Source organism: Photorhabdus sp. RM71S, assembly GCF_042879355.1.
GTDB lineage: Bacteria > Pseudomonadota > Gammaproteobacteria > Enterobacterales > Enterobacteriaceae > Photorhabdus > Photorhabdus kayaii.
This window is the reverse complement of the sequence record NZ_JBHFKV010000014.1, coordinates 76208-91377: the sequence shown is the minus strand read 5'-3', so window position 1 is coordinate 91377 and position 15170 is coordinate 76208. Positions and strand designations below refer to the sequence as shown.

The 15170-nt window shown below is 33.7% G+C and carries 15 protein-coding genes and 2 pseudogenes; 5 read left to right on the top strand and 12 right to left on the bottom strand.

Annotation, left to right across the window (positions count from 1 at the left end):
* Positions 1 to 93: 93 nt before the first annotated feature.
* From ACGF5R_RS10225 to ACGF5R_RS10205, 5 genes and pseudogenes are all read right to left on the bottom strand, one after another.
* Positions 94 to 441, bottom strand: a pseudogene (locus ACGF5R_RS10225) (ABC transporter transmembrane domain-containing protein); the annotation flags it as partial.
* Between the two features lie 140 nt (positions 442 to 581).
* Complete coding sequence (locus tag ACGF5R_RS10220; RefSeq protein WP_192880992.1) at positions 582 to 899, bottom strand: hypothetical protein; 318 nt, start codon at positions 897 to 899, stop codon at positions 582 to 584.
* 60 nt (positions 900 to 959) lie between these two features.
* Positions 960 to 1166 (bottom strand): helix-turn-helix transcriptional regulator, encoded by a 207-nt coding sequence (locus ACGF5R_RS10215; protein WP_262980243.1) that lies wholly within the window; start codon positions 1164 to 1166, stop codon positions 960 to 962.
* A 9-nt stretch (positions 1167 to 1175) separates the two neighbouring features.
* Complete coding sequence (locus ACGF5R_RS10210; protein WP_262980244.1) at positions 1176 to 1739, bottom strand: DUF2975 domain-containing protein; 564 nt, start codon at positions 1737 to 1739, stop codon at positions 1176 to 1178.
* Positions 1740 to 2423: 684 nt separating this feature from the next.
* Positions 2424 to 2603 carry a hypothetical protein gene (locus ACGF5R_RS10205; protein ID WP_262980245.1) on the bottom strand — a complete coding sequence of 60 codons (180 nt, stop codon included), beginning with the start codon at positions 2601 to 2603 and terminating at the stop codon, positions 2424 to 2426.
* 283 nt (positions 2604 to 2886) lie between these two features.
* On the opposite strand from ACGF5R_RS10205, the gene ACGF5R_RS10200 reads away from it, so the two are divergent.
* The gene (locus ACGF5R_RS10200; RefSeq protein WP_262980246.1) at positions 2887 to 3447 is read left to right on the top strand and encodes a 2OG-Fe(II) oxygenase family protein; all 561 of its coding nucleotides are present in this window, start codon (positions 2887 to 2889) and stop codon (positions 3445 to 3447) included.
* A 373-nt stretch (positions 3448 to 3820) separates the two neighbouring features.
* On the opposite strand, the gene ACGF5R_RS10195 is transcribed toward ACGF5R_RS10200, so the two are convergent.
* The 6 genes from ACGF5R_RS10195 to ACGF5R_RS10170 are packed head-to-tail and all read right to left on the bottom strand — an operon-like array spanning position 3821 to position 9780.
* On the bottom strand, positions 3821 to 5002 hold the full coding sequence (locus tag ACGF5R_RS10195) for an MFS transporter (RefSeq protein ID WP_262980247.1): 1182 nt from the start codon (positions 5000 to 5002) through the stop codon (positions 3821 to 3823).
* Positions 5003 to 5051: 49 nt separating this feature from the next.
* A complete protein-coding gene (locus tag ACGF5R_RS10190) occupies positions 5052 to 5723 on the bottom strand; it encodes a dTMP kinase (protein ID WP_387690713.1) in 672 nt (223 codons plus the stop codon).
* Positions 5716 to 6849 (bottom strand): radical SAM protein, encoded by a 1134-nt coding sequence (locus tag ACGF5R_RS10185; RefSeq protein WP_262980249.1) that lies wholly within the window; start codon positions 6847 to 6849, stop codon positions 5716 to 5718. The genes ACGF5R_RS10190 and ACGF5R_RS10185 overlap by 8 nt, the downstream gene beginning before the upstream one ends.
* A gap of 4 nt (positions 6850 to 6853) precedes the next feature.
* The gene (locus ACGF5R_RS10180) at positions 6854 to 7699 is read right to left on the bottom strand and encodes an inositol monophosphatase family protein (RefSeq protein WP_262980250.1); all 846 of its coding nucleotides are present in this window, start codon (positions 7697 to 7699) and stop codon (positions 6854 to 6856) included.
* Positions 7696 to 8718 (bottom strand): hypothetical protein, encoded by a 1023-nt coding sequence (locus ACGF5R_RS10175; protein ID WP_387690710.1) that lies wholly within the window; start codon positions 8716 to 8718, stop codon positions 7696 to 7698. Before ACGF5R_RS10175 ends, ACGF5R_RS10180 begins: the two co-directional genes overlap by 4 nt.
* A gap of 21 nt (positions 8719 to 8739) precedes the next feature.
* Positions 8740 to 9780, bottom strand: a complete 1041-nt coding sequence (locus ACGF5R_RS10170) for a hypothetical protein (RefSeq protein ID WP_387690708.1) — start codon at positions 9778 to 9780, stop codon at positions 8740 to 8742.
* 536 nt (positions 9781 to 10316) lie between these two features.
* On the opposite strand from ACGF5R_RS10170, the pseudogene ACGF5R_RS10165 reads away from it, so the two are divergent.
* Positions 10317 to 10424, top strand: a pseudogene (locus ACGF5R_RS10165) (IS1 family transposase); the annotation flags it as partial.
* Positions 10425 to 10462: 38 nt separating this feature from the next.
* Here ACGF5R_RS10165 and ACGF5R_RS10160 read toward each other — a convergent pair.
* Complete coding sequence (locus tag ACGF5R_RS10160) at positions 10463 to 11848, bottom strand: SLC13 family permease (protein WP_387690706.1); 1386 nt, start codon at positions 11846 to 11848, stop codon at positions 10463 to 10465.
* A 726-nt stretch (positions 11849 to 12574) separates the two neighbouring features.
* On the opposite strand from ACGF5R_RS10160, the gene ACGF5R_RS10155 reads away from it, so the two are divergent.
* The 3 genes from ACGF5R_RS10155 (at position 12575) to ACGF5R_RS10145 (ending at position 15058) form a co-directional block, all read left to right on the top strand.
* Positions 12575 to 13303 (top strand): helix-turn-helix transcriptional regulator, encoded by a 729-nt coding sequence (locus ACGF5R_RS10155; protein WP_112876840.1) that lies wholly within the window; start codon positions 12575 to 12577, stop codon positions 13301 to 13303.
* Positions 13304 to 13453: 150 nt separating this feature from the next.
* Positions 13454 to 14176, top strand: a complete 723-nt coding sequence (locus ACGF5R_RS10150) for a helix-turn-helix transcriptional regulator (RefSeq protein WP_387690704.1) — start codon at positions 13454 to 13456, stop codon at positions 14174 to 14176.
* A 159-nt stretch (positions 14177 to 14335) separates the two neighbouring features.
* A complete protein-coding gene (locus ACGF5R_RS10145) occupies positions 14336 to 15058 on the top strand; it encodes a helix-turn-helix transcriptional regulator (RefSeq protein WP_387690702.1) in 723 nt (240 codons plus the stop codon).
* Positions 15059 to 15170: the final 112 nt, after the last annotated feature.

Here is a 15170-nt window from a genome sequence, read left to right as displayed (position 1 = left end):
AAGTTCTTCTAAATTAGACATGCCTGAGGAGCTCCACGATTTTGTTTTCTTTGACAAAAACTTTGATCGTGCCTCAGGCACTTAGTTCCCTTCTTAAGCAAATCTCAGGTTAATTAGATTAGCTGTCCTATCTGCAAATAACCCCCGATATGCATTAAATGCGACAAACATTCCTACGGTCATACTCTCATTAATCACTTGATTAGTCGCCAATCCAAGAACAGTAATTTGTTCTAAAGTAACGATTAACGCATTGACTTCAGCAAAAATCATATCAAACTTATTAAGACGAATTTGAGAGTTGCTTGCTTCTATATTGAGATTTAACCATTGTTGTGAACGATGTCTGATAAGACCTAATACTTTCAATGTAGTAATCCCATATAATGTCTCCATTAAATGAGAATTTGACCGAGCATTTTTTACAATTTGTTCATGGGAAGCCTGTTGATAATATTCATATAGAGGAAGATATCACGGGAAAAATATTTTAAACTAACTGTGCCTGAGGATTCAAACAACAAGCCTCAGCAAAAACTCTGATAATACCCCAGGCACTTTATTATTAAACAAATCTTAGATCACAGTACAGTATCTTTTACACATTGAATAAAAGGTTTTACCTCTTCACTTCTTTTTTTATCTAAAGGTTTTTTTGTTTCATCGGAAACATCAAACCTTCCTTTAAATTTTCCATCTACATTCGCCGTTTTCTTATCTGACTTTCCAACAACACTAATTGTGTATGAATGCCCTTTGGGAAGTAAATCCGTACATTTACTCAAGGCACCTTTTTCATTGGTATGAATTTCATTATTAACATCATTTACTGATGTTTCTGCAAAAGAAAACGGGATATAAGCCAAACCAAGCAATAAAGCATATGATAGAAATTTCATCTCTTTTCCTTATTTACTAAATTGACATAACAATTAACAATACTAACTAACACTAACCAACTAATCTTCTTTAAACTCCAGTATATCTCCAGGTTGACACTCCAAATATTGACATATAGCATTTAAAGTGGAAAATCTAATTCCCTTAATCTTTCCTTTCTTTAATAAAGACAGATTCTGCTCGATAATTCCTATTAATAACGCGAGATCTTTAGATTTAACCTTCCTCTTTGCCATCATTACATCTAGAGTCATATGAATTGACACAGTGTACCCCTATATAATACTCTGATTTTCAGCGTATATATCACAGGCTTGATAAAGAATACGAGAAATTATGGCCAAGCAAGCCGACATAAAAAAATCGACAAAATGGCCGGTAGTCAAACTTATTGATATAAAATACCCCCCCTGTGACTCATTCATCGTTAGCCATAAAGTTAGCAAAGGCTCACATAGAATATCTAACATACTCCAACCAATCACTCCCCAACCAGCAAATCCTAAATACCTTGCTGTTTTCTTTGAAAAGTAATCCCTTTGGCTATAACTTCTAAACAGTTGATGTAAAGCCCACAAACTAAATATTAATGATGACAACACGGTACTTGTTATGAGAATTCCACCGGTAAGCTGCCACCAACTGAAAGAATATATATCAAAATTAGGTAATATTCTCTCCGTGAGAGAAAACCCAAGTCCGTACTTCTCCAGGATCAATTCTGGTTTCAACCAACTAAAAATGTTAATTATAATAGCCACCGTGATGACTAACAGAGAAAATTTAGACATGACTAAGCTAAGATTGGCCATTCGATCCAATTTTGAAGAGTCTGTCATACTAACCCCCATCATCAAGCATGATCACACTATAGCCAAAAATTACCGCAAAACAATACTTCCTTATCGCAAAACGATAATAATTTTATGCCTTGGATTAGAATAATTAGGTAACAAATTGTTTTTCAAGCATCTTTTTAAAAAGAAAAATGAACAGATAAGGTAGATGAACATTTTTTCCTATAAGCAAAGATAATTTTTACATTCAAAAACCTTTATTAATAGGATGACTCCATGATATAAAAATAAAAAAATATATTTCACCCGGTATATGGATTCATTGTCTGGAATAAACTCCCATAAGGATAAACTCTAAAACAATAAATATATCTGTCATAAATAAAAAGATGATTTTAATACTTAATTACGCAGGAAAAACATAATTTCAGATACAAACAGCAGTTATATAAACTCTTTGTTATAAATTACCATCAGATTAATTTCATATACTTTACCCAACATAGATAATTACAATAAAATTAATAACAATTGTAAAAATACAAATGATTCCATTTATAAATTTATAAAAAATACAATTACTTAGACATAAACACAACGAAAAAACGAATTAATACACTATAATAATAAACAAGATGAAGATACATTATGTTGAATACAACTTATCGGGTTCAATTTCCAAACTTCTTTTATTGCGAACTGATAAGAATAGAAAATTGTATAATATTATAAATGGCTAGCAAATTTCATCCAAAAATCAAAGATATTCACGAATAAAATAAAAACTCTATCACTATACCTAAGGACTACGACTATGAAAACCTCATCAACAATGCGAACCCCAGTCAAACTACCACCAATGCCATCGGAAAGCAAAGTCTCAAAAACATATAAATCAGCAGACATGGCGCGCTCCTATCTAGAGGGAGATAATCTTATTTTTACTGACAATGACGGTTTTGATCGAGCCCTCCAAGATGGTTTTTTCCTCCTGAAAGCACCACCATATATGGATTTTGAACACGGTGATCGATTTGCACACCACTTCTTTGAACCCACCGCAGAAGGTGACCTTCGACCCTATACGGGATTCAAATCATGCACTTTTTCCAATGGTTACGAAGGTTATTTCGACAGAGAACATGATCAATGGGAACATTTCCGCCTCGAACGGAAACACTGGAACCTTATGCCGTCAGAGGTCTCAACACTGGGTCACCATATGGCACATGTCGGCATATGTATACTACGTTCTGTGTTAGCTTATGTTGGTATTCCTCGTCGTGATTGGGAACTCGTCACCAATGGTATTTCCGAAGGGTTAGAAAACCAGATGTTATCGTTTAACCATTTCCGATCAGAGAAAGCCACCCGAGGTTCTAAATTTCATCGGGATTCAGGATGGGTAACCGTCCTAAGATCGACTGAACGTGGTCTACTGGCTTACATAAATGATGAGCTTTTGGCTATTGATCCTGTTCCGGGATACCTGATCATTAATTTTGGTAGTTCGCTCGAAGTGCTGACTGAAAATTTAATGCCAAATGTTCGAGCCAATGTGCATGGCGTTGTTCGTACCGAACGCAATGGGCAACGCGATAGAATGTCGTATGTCATGTTTTTAGTCAGCAATCTGGCTGGAAATATCTACAAATATGGTCCCAACGGCCCAATCAAAGTTCAATCCGTCAAAGAATTTACTATCCAAGAAATGAATCGGACATACGATGATGATAATGACGCTTTGTAGATATTTTCTGCATAATAAATCGAGGTCATAACACAGATTTAGTTGACAGATACCTTTATATCGGTATCTGTCAGGTTAAATCGACATATGAACCTCGATCCCTCTCAGACTCACCAAATCGTCAGACATATGAGAATGGATTTCTGATAGTCAAGCTGTCTTCCAACAATAATGGTATTCAATCTGAAATATCGTGTGACTGCTATAAAAACAATCTTGCCGAAAAAGAAGAGGTCAATGGGGTTACATGGGGTTTGAGGACCTACATTTACTCGAAATAATTTAATAATAATTGCTATTGCCGGAATTAAACTTTCTAAAATTGTGTTTTTTGTTCACTGGATCCCCAGAATAGTAAAAGGATAAAACCGTATCATGACGTAGATTTACGATTTATTAAAATAACCACAATTATGGTTAAAAAAATACCTATAAATGTTGTAAAAAAAACGATGCTTATGGAAGAAAAATAAAATATTGTGGAACCTATCAAAGGGCCAATAAACATGGAAAGACCAACAGAAATTGACGTTAAGCCGAATATTTTAGCCGAGTTATCATTAGTTGCAAATTTCTGCATATAAATGGTAACAATAATATTATTCATAGACGATCCTACTCCTATTATTACCATTGCTAAAAATATAAAAAATAAATTGATTTTATCAGAAAATAAATCATTAAATTGATTTGTTATTCCTATTAAAAGATACCCCGTCCCCCACAAAAAGAATGAAAACAATATAATATTTAAAGATATGTTAATCTTATATTTTCCAAATACTAAACCAATTAAAACACCTGAAACACCAGAAAGACACATGGCAAAACTATAATGACTTCCATTTAATCCCTGCTCCATAAAGCTAAGCGCTATTAAGCTATCTGATAGATAGCCAAAACAAGTCAAAGTAGAAATAACAATAAATGAAAAAAATATTTTATTATCTTTGATTATATTGAAGTAGTTAGTTAGTGATATCTTGTTTTTCTTGCGATTAACATTAATCAATGGTTCTGAAACAAAAATATATAAGATTGCTGAAATAAAATAAAGCATTGATATTAAAATAAGAGTCTGTTTTATTGAATAATAGATAAGAATAAAACCTAAAAATAACGGGGCCGCCATTTTGTATATTTGAAATAAAACCTGCCAATAACTAAATTTTTTTTCAAATTGGTTAGTTGATATGCTTTTTAATATTATAAAATTAGAAGGTCCCAAGAATAAACGAAGGATGTTTTTAATAAAAGAATAAAGAATATATATATTAACGTCATCAATATTGTATTGAAATGTGGTAATAACACCGCAAAGTAACGAAATGATAACAATGCACTTTTTTGGTTTTATATTTTCATCTACAAATGACGAAACATAGGGCGTTAGAAATAGTAACGATGCAGCATATGAAATTGTATATAAAGATGAGTATATCGCTCCACCATTCCAATGATATGTGATTAGCGTGAATGATATTATCATCTCCAAATACAAGGTGAAAGAATTTCCTGATGAGGCTAATATTAATTTTCGAAATTCTTTGTCCATTATTTTTCTCCAACTAAAATAGATTTAGTAAATATAGTGCTTACAGTATTTACATTTTTTTCAGTATTTCCTCTTGAATAATATCTACTGTTAATTTAATGACTGCATCTTTAGTTAAGGTGTCAGTATCAATAATTTTCCAAGTGTCATCATAAAACGTCTGGTATTGATTAAGAACATGTTTTTGATATTCTATGAAATCATATTTCTCATTTATCTCTAATTTTCCAGACTCACTAGGCTTTAATATTTTTTTCCTTTTTTCAGCAGTACCTGGAGGAACATCAAGATATATAACCATGTCTGGCTTTGTGTTTATAGATAGAACCGAGTTACTTAATTTTACTAATTCCGTGGATTTAAGTAAGAACCTTGCTAAATATTTATAATACCAACTATCACATATAATAACTTTACCTTGCAATAAACAAGGTTGAATAATTAAACTATCCAAAACAGCAAACCATGATGCTATCAATAGAATCCAATACCGGTCACCAAGTTCACCCAATGGAGCTGAAATGTCATAATCCCAAAGGACATCTCGTATTTTACCCATGTGATACATACTATACCCAGATGGTAGTAAAGGATAATTCTTATCTAAAAAAACAATATTATTATCATCTAGAGATAAAATATCATAAACTTCCCGTGAAATTGTTGATTTACCTGCACCATCATTTCCTTCAAAAGCTATAAATAAACCGCGTTTAATCATTTCTTTTTTCCCCGTAGTACGCTTCAGTATCAAGTGAATTTCTACCACTACCGATAATAAATGGTTTGAATCCATATTTTTTATATAACTTATGCATCTCAGCATATGTTTTATAAATATCTTCAAAAATAGGTCTAGGGTGATTTTGATATTCAGAACCATGATCGGGATGAAAGACTGCTACTGCTGGAACTATGCCATTTTTTGAAAAAAATTCCATCCCTTGTACTAAATCATTTAAAGGTTCTAATCCTGCTACAAACCCAACATAAACATTACCTTCACCTAACTCTGAAACAGCAGCCAGGTATGCTTCTAACAGATTATTTCTCCCGTAGTCTTGTGATTTACCAGGGCATATCTGTTCAAATAATTTAGGATTAAATATTTCTAAACTAATAGCCCAGCTATCAACAAACTCAGAAATCCCCTTTATTTTATTTAGATCTCTAGGGGGCATTGATATTAGATGACTGTTAAGGTCGTTTTTTTCACAAAAAGGTTTTAGAGAAATTAATAATTGTTTGTGCATTTCAAAACCAACATCATAATTACGAGTTGTACCACCATTAATGAGTATTCTTTTATATCTATTAATGTTGTTAGCCTCTATTATGTTCATAACTTCAATTACTTTTGATGGTCTAATAGACTTTTTATGATCTGATAAACTATTTCTAGCTTCACCTAATGAACAAAATTTACACTGACGGCCATCATTAAAATAATAACAATGCCCCGGAGAGAAAAAACCCAAAGTTGTGTCACCATACACCGTGACGTATTCTTCTACTCTACTGCCATCTGAAAGTTCTATACCATATATGTCTGGTTTAATGGGAAATATAACCTTAAACAAAATGTTGTCGGCTTTTATGTAAAAATTTCCATTTTCATGTATTAAATCATAATCAGAATTCTCATTATAGTTGCAGGCAATAATTGTACCATCTTCTAAAATAATTTCTTGAGGTACGGAATGTGTTGTTTCTAACTTAGAGCTATCACCTGTTCCATACGCCCTTCTTTTAGGAATAAAATTCCTTTTATTGTACTCATATATCACGTTTTTATCATATTTTAATCCAGAACATAATACTCTAATTTTTAATTCTATAGTGTTCATTTTTTTATATCCTCAGTAATTTTAATATTGTATCCCCTGCACTTTTAGAAGAAACAGCTATGATTGCTTTTTTCTCAAAAAATAAAGAATCTATAGGTGATAAAATATTATAACTATTTCCATCACGAGTCATTATGTATCCCCCTGACTCCTCAAGGATTAGTTTAGCTGCTGCTATATCTACACAACGTTCGTGACCCATAAGTGATAAATCTAAGAATGCATGCAGAACGCCACTAGCGATCAGGCATATATCTAAACTTGAACAAGATGAGATTCTTACTTTATTTGCTTCATTAATAATTTTATTCTGAACCTCTGTATACTGATTATTTTTCGCCCTATGAAATGATACTCTCAAATCGTTTAATTGAAATGAGGGGCCTGTATATATTCTCTTGCTGGTATATATGCTTTGTATATAAGAACCTTCTCCCAATGATGCTTTATATATAATGTCTCTTGGAATATCATATACCCAGCCCATAATGTATCTATCATTCTTGTAAACAGCTATTGATGTAGTATAGGCAGGATAACCCATAAGCAAGTTATGAGTACCGTCAATAGGATCAATTAGTAAGTAAACCTCATCTTTAATATTTACAGATTGTGATTCAGAATCGTCTTCTGAAATAATGGTGACCTTGAGTTCTGATTTATCCAAGTGCTCGTAAATTATATTATTTAAAATGATATCTATTTCTACTGTTTCGCCATAGTATTTGTTATTATATCCGATATGAATAGTGGAAAGCTTGGCAAGCCATATTCTACGAATCTCTTCTCTGAGTTTGTGAAGGTGTATTTCTAAATACTTACTAACTTCATTATTGAATACATATCTCATGTGACATGATCTCCCAAATAGATGAGTTTTTTATGCCAATCTTCGGCTGTTAAATATGCTATTGTCTTTTTTACATCAAATAATCTGCCTGCATAAATTGCATAATCTGACGATGAAAATGCCCCTAATGTTTTTGGTGAAAACGATACTTTATATATTTTCGATTTGTACCCAACTAAATTTACAAGCATCTTGTAAGCTAATTGAATGCTTCCTCCTGTGTAAGATTTATCAATTATCAGCCAACTTTCGTTTTCTTTCCCTTTGAATTTTGGGTACATTTCATTGAATAATTTTCTTTTATGCAGTAAACCACTATCATTTTCACGATGTATTTCACAGAAATATATATTTTTGTCTAGTGTTTTTGCATGATAAGATAACGCAAGTGGGATTCCTCCCGAAATAATAAATAATTTGTTTTTAGCTATCGTAAAAACCTTATCCCACACATAATGATCTTGGTAAATGTTTTCTATGTTTAATGTGGGGCAAGTTTCCAATGAAAATAAATTAATATTTTTACTGTATTCGTAACGAAACTCGTCATATAAGTCAATTGTTTTTTGTGGCGCATCCTTTAATTTCACTGATTTATCAAGCCCTCTTGAATATATTAATTCTAATTTATTTTTCATTCCTTTGTTTATTATTGTCGATAGGATGTTTTCTTTATTCTTTTTCAACTCGCATAGCTCATTACCATATAAGGCTAATTCTGGATCTAAACCATATCCATTTACTAAGTTACCCATATTAGAAGTAAGTTTATTCATATTTAAATAATCAACTAGTTCATTCCAAATATGTATTATTTCAGTGCTTGATAATCTTGATATAGGTGACGACAAATTACTTAAGTCCATTAACATTTCTTCTGCATCGCGTAGATGAAATATTGTTTCTTGTAATTGGCATCCATTATCTATTTGGTTCAAATATTCTTGAAAATTATTGGTTTTGGTTCCCTTTAATGTTCTCCAGCAGTGGTGCTTACTTATAATCTTTATTCTTTCCATTGTATTTCCCATATGCATTACTTATGATAATGCCCCTAGTCTTTCAAATTCCGATATGTAAAAATTAGCACTTTCATTAGTTATTCCAATTTTTTTCAATTCTGAAACAACTTCAAACTCTGTTTTTTCATTATCTATTACTAACCAAACCTTATATGCATCTGAATTAATTTCACATAATGCTTTTTTTGAGAAAAGTATTAATTTCCCATCTTTGCACAAGACTCTATACCATAAATTTTTTATTATTGGCTTGTTATTTTTATCTGATAATAAAACGTCGGATGTATTAGCTATTCTTTTTTTCGTAAAAGATACATTGTAACTAAAAATATCTTTTCCTTGACAATAGTCTAGAGTTAATTGCCACATTTTAGCAACTGAGTTTATGTAATCAATTGTTGAAATATCATTGATTACATTAAATTTTGAACAAATCATCAAGTATATAGATGTTATTGGATGGTCTTTTCCAAACACCTTCATTGCATTTTGATAACGCCACTTTATTAAGGTGGATGTGTTTTCACTTGAAGCCAGAATATAATCCATTGCTGAATTAACTGTTCGTTCAAAGTTGAATGCTGCTGATATTAGGTCATTATTTAAAATATTGCCAATCCCATCGGAAAAACACTTTTCTCCAAAGTTTCTTGCTTTGGTCTTAAGTATTTCACATAATTTAGTTTTATTTATGCCTCCTTTTAATTTGTTAAAATTATTTGATTTTATAATCGATTCCCCTGTTAATATCCTATGAGATAAATGTAATTTATACCAATCGGAATTTTGGCTTCCACTGTTGATTATCTTCATGATTTCTTTTATCTCTTTTAAAGAGATGATTGTCACTTCTAACATTCCTATATCGGACGGTATAAATATCTCTTCGCATTCTACTTCCAGCTCTCCTTCCAATATAACATAGACATCATAATCAGATTTTGGTGTTGAAAACCCTTCAATGACTGAGCCTGATAAGTAGCAAGTATACAAATCCGTATCATTAAATTTTTTATTTATTATTACTGTTATTTCCCTTTTTACGTTAATAATGTTCATGTTTTACCTTTTATCTTATAAATGAAAGGACAAATAAAGGAATAAAGGTTACGGTATACCTTTATTCCTTTTCCTATTAATTAGGGGATGAGTTCATCAAACCATTATCATAATTTAATGTTTCATCTTTAGTTAGCGGTCTAAATGCTTGCACTGTTATCACACTCATTTTATTCTCCTCTAGGATTTTTTTTAACAAATATACCGGGTTAAAATTTAATCCAGCTTTGTAATATTAACAGTTTTTATTATTTCAGCTATATAATAGTTAATATATTTGTGAATTCCATCACAACTAAAAATATAACCCATTGAAAAACAGTAAATTATTTGTTGATTTTTGTGATAAAAATTGTATCAAGCTTGATATGCTTTCCAATAGGTTTATTTGATGTAATCATTTGAATTTATTGTCATTATTTTTACGATCATATATTTAATACGGTGATCATCATATAAAATTCTGTCATTTATTAGAGAATTCTTGATGATCAAAGTTGACGTGAAATACCTATTTTATCAGCAGACCTCACCTTAGATTGAAGCGACTAAATCGTAAGACTTTAGGCTACTCAAAATCAGTAGGAATGCATGATAAGGTCATCGGCACAATATCCCCACCGTACATTCGATGGGGATATTGATGAGTTATTGTGTCCAGAAGGATTTAGTAAATTTTCAGTTACAACCAGAATAACCAAGCAAATAGAGAGATGATCGCGATGCAGGCAATATTCAGCACCATACCCACTCTGACCATTTCAGTCTGTTTAATATGACCGGAGCTGAAAACAATCGCATTAGGTGGTGTAGCAACCGGCAACATAAAGGCACAGGATGCCCCGAAACCGATAATAAGCGTTAACGTCATTATCGGCATACCCAACGCTTCCGCAACGGTTGCGAATATCGGTACTAACAAAGCGGCGCTAGCTGTATTACTGGTAAATTCAGTCAGGAAGATAATAAATGCCGCGACCGCAACAATAATCACAAACCAGTGACTTGCACCAAAAGTAGCGGCCATACCATTTGCCATGATTTCACTAGCACCTGAGTTTTTCAAAATAGCGCTTAAAGTCAGACCACCGCCAAACAGTATCAACACACCCCACTCGGTGTTATTCTGAATCTGGGACCAACTCGCCACCCCCGTTATACCAATCAGAACGGCAGCACCGACAGCAATAATGGTATCCAGATCTTTCACTCCCCCTAAGGCAGAACTGATAACCGTGCTAAAGATCCAGCAAAATACAGTTAATAGGAAGATCAGCATGGTCATCAGACGCTTGCCAGTCCAATCCTGTTTTTCCAGCTTCATGTCGAATTTATGATTCAAATTCGGGCGCAGCATCAGATACATAATACCCACCATCATTGGCATCAAAATAACAACCAGAGGAATGCCCAATTTCATCCAACTGAAGAAATCGATACCCAGTTGAGCCGCAGCAATTGCGTTTGGCGGGCTTCCTACCAAAGTACCTAAACCACCGATACTTGCACTATAAGCGACACCTAACAACACAAATACAAACGTATGACGCTCAGAACGTACATCCAAATTGGACAAAATACCCAATACTAATGGCAGCATCATCGCGGCAGTCGCAGTGTTACTGATCCACATGGAAAGACCAGCCGTTACACCAAACAACAGCATCACTGCTACAGACAAGCGTCCACGGGCAATCATCAGCAGACGATTAGCAATCAGCCTGTCCAGCCCTTGTATGTGAAGTGCAGTTGCCAAAGCAAAGCCACCAAAAAACAGGAAGATGATGGGATTAGCAAAAGATTTCAGCGCATCTCCCGTATTCATCAATCCCATACCAACTGCCAGAATTGGAATACATAATGCAGTAATTGTGACGTGAATAGCTTCGGTAAGCCACAGCACACCAACAAATACCATTAATGCTAAACCCGCATTGGCTTTTTCACCAAACGGCAATGTATTCAGTAAAATAAATAGTAATACAACATCAGCAGCCAGAATAATTAAGCCTTTTTTATTAGAAAAATTTGGCCTTATAGCTGCGGTTAAAGATTGAGAAGCATCCATGGTGACTCCATTAGCGCCGGTGATATCTGATCCACCATTGCTACAATTGTTAAAAAAATACAAGGCGTGTGAATATAAGGAGTCTTCTCCAGGAAGCAAATGCAGTTCTTTGAATTTTGCGATCTAAAGCGCGAGAACTAACCAATTAAATCATAACAGACGGTATTTTATACAAATTTTTGTATTTATATCACATTATTACACCTTTATAGGTATAGGAAATCGTTACGTTTTATGTAAGTTTTCGGGCATAAAAAACAGGAGAACTCTCCCTCTCCCAAGCTACCGACAAACCTATTTTTTTCTCATCTTTCACTGATAACTTTATGAGGAGAAAGTTTTACTATTTGAATAAGTGAAAATTTCTATAATCCCTCGCTTTCAGATGGCACGAAAACAATAGTTCACATGATTTAACCTGAACGAGTCAGATCCACGGAGTAAATTTTCCCACATTCCATCCAAAGTATTTCATATTGAAATATTCCATTAATAACATAATCAACAAAGAAAATTTTACACAATATAAAATATTAGCATATTGAAGATATTTACCCTCTGTAGAATCATCCGCACCAAATAGGCGCCCCAAAACTCATAAATATAATTATCCATTGTGTTATAAAAGTGATAACTTTACATGGAAGTTTTTACAGTTTTACAGTTTTACAGTTTTACAGTTTTACAGTTTTACAGTTTTACAGTTCAATCATGATGGGTGAAATTATGAAAGATAACACTAACACGATGAGTTTCTCTGTAAACAAAGATCTGGATGTTCATTCAAAAAGCTTTGATGCTTTCATATCGTACATGGAAAACAGCAACGATTTTTGGATCATAAAAGACAGCGAATCTCGATTTGTCTATGCCAATGATATTATGATCTATTATAGTGGCCTTCCTAAAGGTTTTAATATAGAAGGGAGGCTTGATAGTGAATGTCCAGCACCGTGGTCTGAATTTGAAGATATTATACAAGCTAATGATAAAAACGTAATGGCGAATCAAAAAACCATTCCGGTACTAAACACCTTTACTTATGGCGGGAGAGAAAAAATGATCCAGCCGTTTCTAGTCGATATTACCCCTTTAATGAAGGATGGAAAATGTATTGGGGTTGTTGGGCACGGTAGAAAACTTCAAATTTATTCCATGTATCATTTTGAAAACAACAGGCATCCTGAATCATTAACTTTTGGCACACCAACTGATTTATTTACCGACAGAGAGTTCGATATCGTATTTTTTGCGTTGCAATCGCTAAGCGCTAAAGACATAGCGAGAAAATTAGGTATCACATATAGAACGGTACAAAGCAGGTTACAATTTATCTATCAGAAAATAGGGATAAATTCATTAAACCAGTTAAAAGAATATTGCAGGGGTAAGGGGTATGATAATTATGCTCCGACCCGATTTATTAACCCTAATCCTTATATACCTCTGGCATAACGATGAACCACATCATTATTATCACTATGCCATCAGGGTTCCTCCTAAGAACCCTATTTCCCGTCCAAAACCCGCTTAACCGCGCGAAGGACGGATTTGTGGGATACCCCACATGCAAGTTATTACAGTTTAATCATGATAGGTGAAATTATGAAAGATAATACGATGAGTTTCTCTGTAAACAAAGATCTGGATGTTTATTCAAAAAGCTTTGATGCTTTCATATCATATATGGAAAATAGCAACGATCTTTGGGTTATAAAAGACAACGAATCTCGATTCGTCTATGTGAATGATGCTACGCTTTATTACAGTGGCCTTCCTAAGGGTTTTAACATAGAAGGTAAACTTGATAGTGAATGTCCAGCACCGTGGGCCGAGTTTGCAGATATTATACAAGCTAATGATAAAAATGTAATGACGAATCAAAAAACCATTCCAGTATTAAACACCTTGACTTATGGTGGGAAACAAAAAATGATCCAACCATTTCTGGCCAATGTTACACCGCTAATGAAGGATGGAGAATGCATTGGCATTGTTGGACACGGTAGAAAACTTGAAATTTATTCCATGTATCATTTTGAAAATAACATTCATCCAGAGTCATTAACTTTTGGCACACCAACTGATTTATTTACCGACAGAGAGTTCGATATAGTATTTTTTGCGTTGCAATCGCTAAGCGCTAAAGATATAGCGAGAAAATTAGGTATCACATATAGAACGGTACAAAGCAGGTTACAATTTATTTACCAAAAAATAGGGATAAATTCATTAAGCCAGTTAAAAGAATATTGCAGGGGTAAGGGGTACGATAATTATGCTCCTACCCGATTTATTAACCCTAATCCCTATATACCTCTGGCATAACAATGCACAATATTGCTGTCGTCACTATGCCATTAGGGTTCTGTCTAACAGAACCCTATGCTCCGACCAAAACTCGCTTAACAGTGCGGAAAGTAGTTTTGTGGGATACCTCACATGGACGTTATCACAGTTTTACAGTTCAATCATAATGGGGAAATTATGAAAGATAACACGATGAGTTTCTCTGTAAACAAAGATCTGGATGTTCATTCAAAGAGCTTTGATGCATTCATATCATACATGGAAAACAGCAACGATTTCTGGATTATAAAAGATAGCGAATCTCGATTCGTTTACGCTAATGATGTTACACATTATTACTGCAACCTACCCAAAGGTTTTAATATGGAAGGTAGGCTTGATAGTGAATGTCCAGGACCGTGGGTCGAGTTTGTAGATATTATACAAGCCAATGATAAAAACGTAATGATGAGTCAAAAAACCATTCCAGTATTAAACACTTTCATCTATGGCGGGAGACAAAAAATAATCCAACCACTTCTAGTCAATATTACCCCTCTAATGAAGGATGGAAAATGTATTGGGGTTGTGGGACACGGTAGAAAACTTCAAATTTATTCCATGTATCATTTTGAAAACAACAGGCATCCTGAATCATTAACTTTTGGCACACCAACTGATTTATTTACTGATAGAGAGTTCGATATCGTATTTTTTGCTTTGCAGTCATTAAGCGCTAAAGATATAGCTAAAAAATTAGGTATCACATATAGAACAGTACAAAGCAGGTTACAATTTATTTACCAAAAAATAGGGATAAATTCATTAAGCCAGTTAAAAGAATATTGTAGGGGTAAGGGGTACGATAATTATGCTCCGACCCGATTTATTAACCCTAATCCCTATATACCTCTGGCATAACGATGAACCACATCATTATTATCACTATGCCATCAGGGTTCCTCCTAAGAACCCTATTTCCCGTCCAAAACCCGCTTAACCGCGCGAAGGACGGATTTGTGGGATACCCCAC

Bases quoted from the DNA above. Each gene is read 5' to 3' on its own strand.
- ACGF5R_RS10150 (WP_387690704.1), top strand. From the start codon at position 13,454: ATGAAAGATAATACGATGAGTTTCTCTGTAAACAAAGATCTGGATGTT.
- ACGF5R_RS10145 (WP_387690702.1), top strand. From the start codon at position 14,336: ATGAAAGATAACACGATGAGTTTCTCTGTAAACAAAGATCTGGATGTT.
- ACGF5R_RS10175 (WP_387690710.1), bottom strand. From the start codon at position 8,718: ATGGAAAGAATAAAGATTATAAGTAAGCACCACTGCTGGAGAACATTA.
- ACGF5R_RS10200 (WP_262980246.1), top strand. From the start codon at position 2,887: ATGCCGTCAGAGGTCTCAACACTGGGTCACCATATGGCACATGTCGGC.
- ACGF5R_RS10185 (WP_262980249.1), bottom strand. From the start codon at position 6,849: ATGAACACTATAGAATTAAAAATTAGAGTATTATGTTCTGGATTAAAA.
- ACGF5R_RS10170 (WP_387690708.1), bottom strand. From the start codon at position 9,780: ATGAACATTATTAACGTAAAAAGGGAAATAACAGTAATAATAAATAAA.
- ACGF5R_RS10210 (WP_262980244.1), bottom strand. From the start codon at position 1,739: ATGACAGACTCTTCAAAATTGGATCGAATGGCCAATCTTAGCTTAGTC.
- ACGF5R_RS10155 (WP_112876840.1), top strand. From the start codon at position 12,575: ATGAAAGATAACACTAACACGATGAGTTTCTCTGTAAACAAAGATCTG.
- ACGF5R_RS10160 (WP_387690706.1), bottom strand. From the start codon at position 11,848: ATGGATGCTTCTCAATCTTTAACCGCAGCTATAAGGCCAAATTTTTCT.
- ACGF5R_RS10205 (WP_262980245.1), bottom strand. From the start codon at position 2,603: ATGTCTGCTGATTTATATGTTTTTGAGACTTTGCTTTCCGATGGCATT.
- ACGF5R_RS10190 (WP_387690713.1), bottom strand. From the start codon at position 5,723: ATGATTAAACGCGGTTTATTTATAGCTTTTGAAGGAAATGATGGTGCA.
- ACGF5R_RS10180 (WP_262980250.1), bottom strand. From the start codon at position 7,699: ATGAGATATGTATTCAATAATGAAGTTAGTAAGTATTTAGAAATACAC.
- ACGF5R_RS10220 (WP_192880992.1), bottom strand. From the start codon at position 899: ATGAAATTTCTATCATATGCTTTATTGCTTGGTTTGGCTTATATCCCG.
- ACGF5R_RS10195 (WP_262980247.1), bottom strand. From the start codon at position 5,002: ATGGACAAAGAATTTCGAAAATTAATATTAGCCTCATCAGGAAATTCT.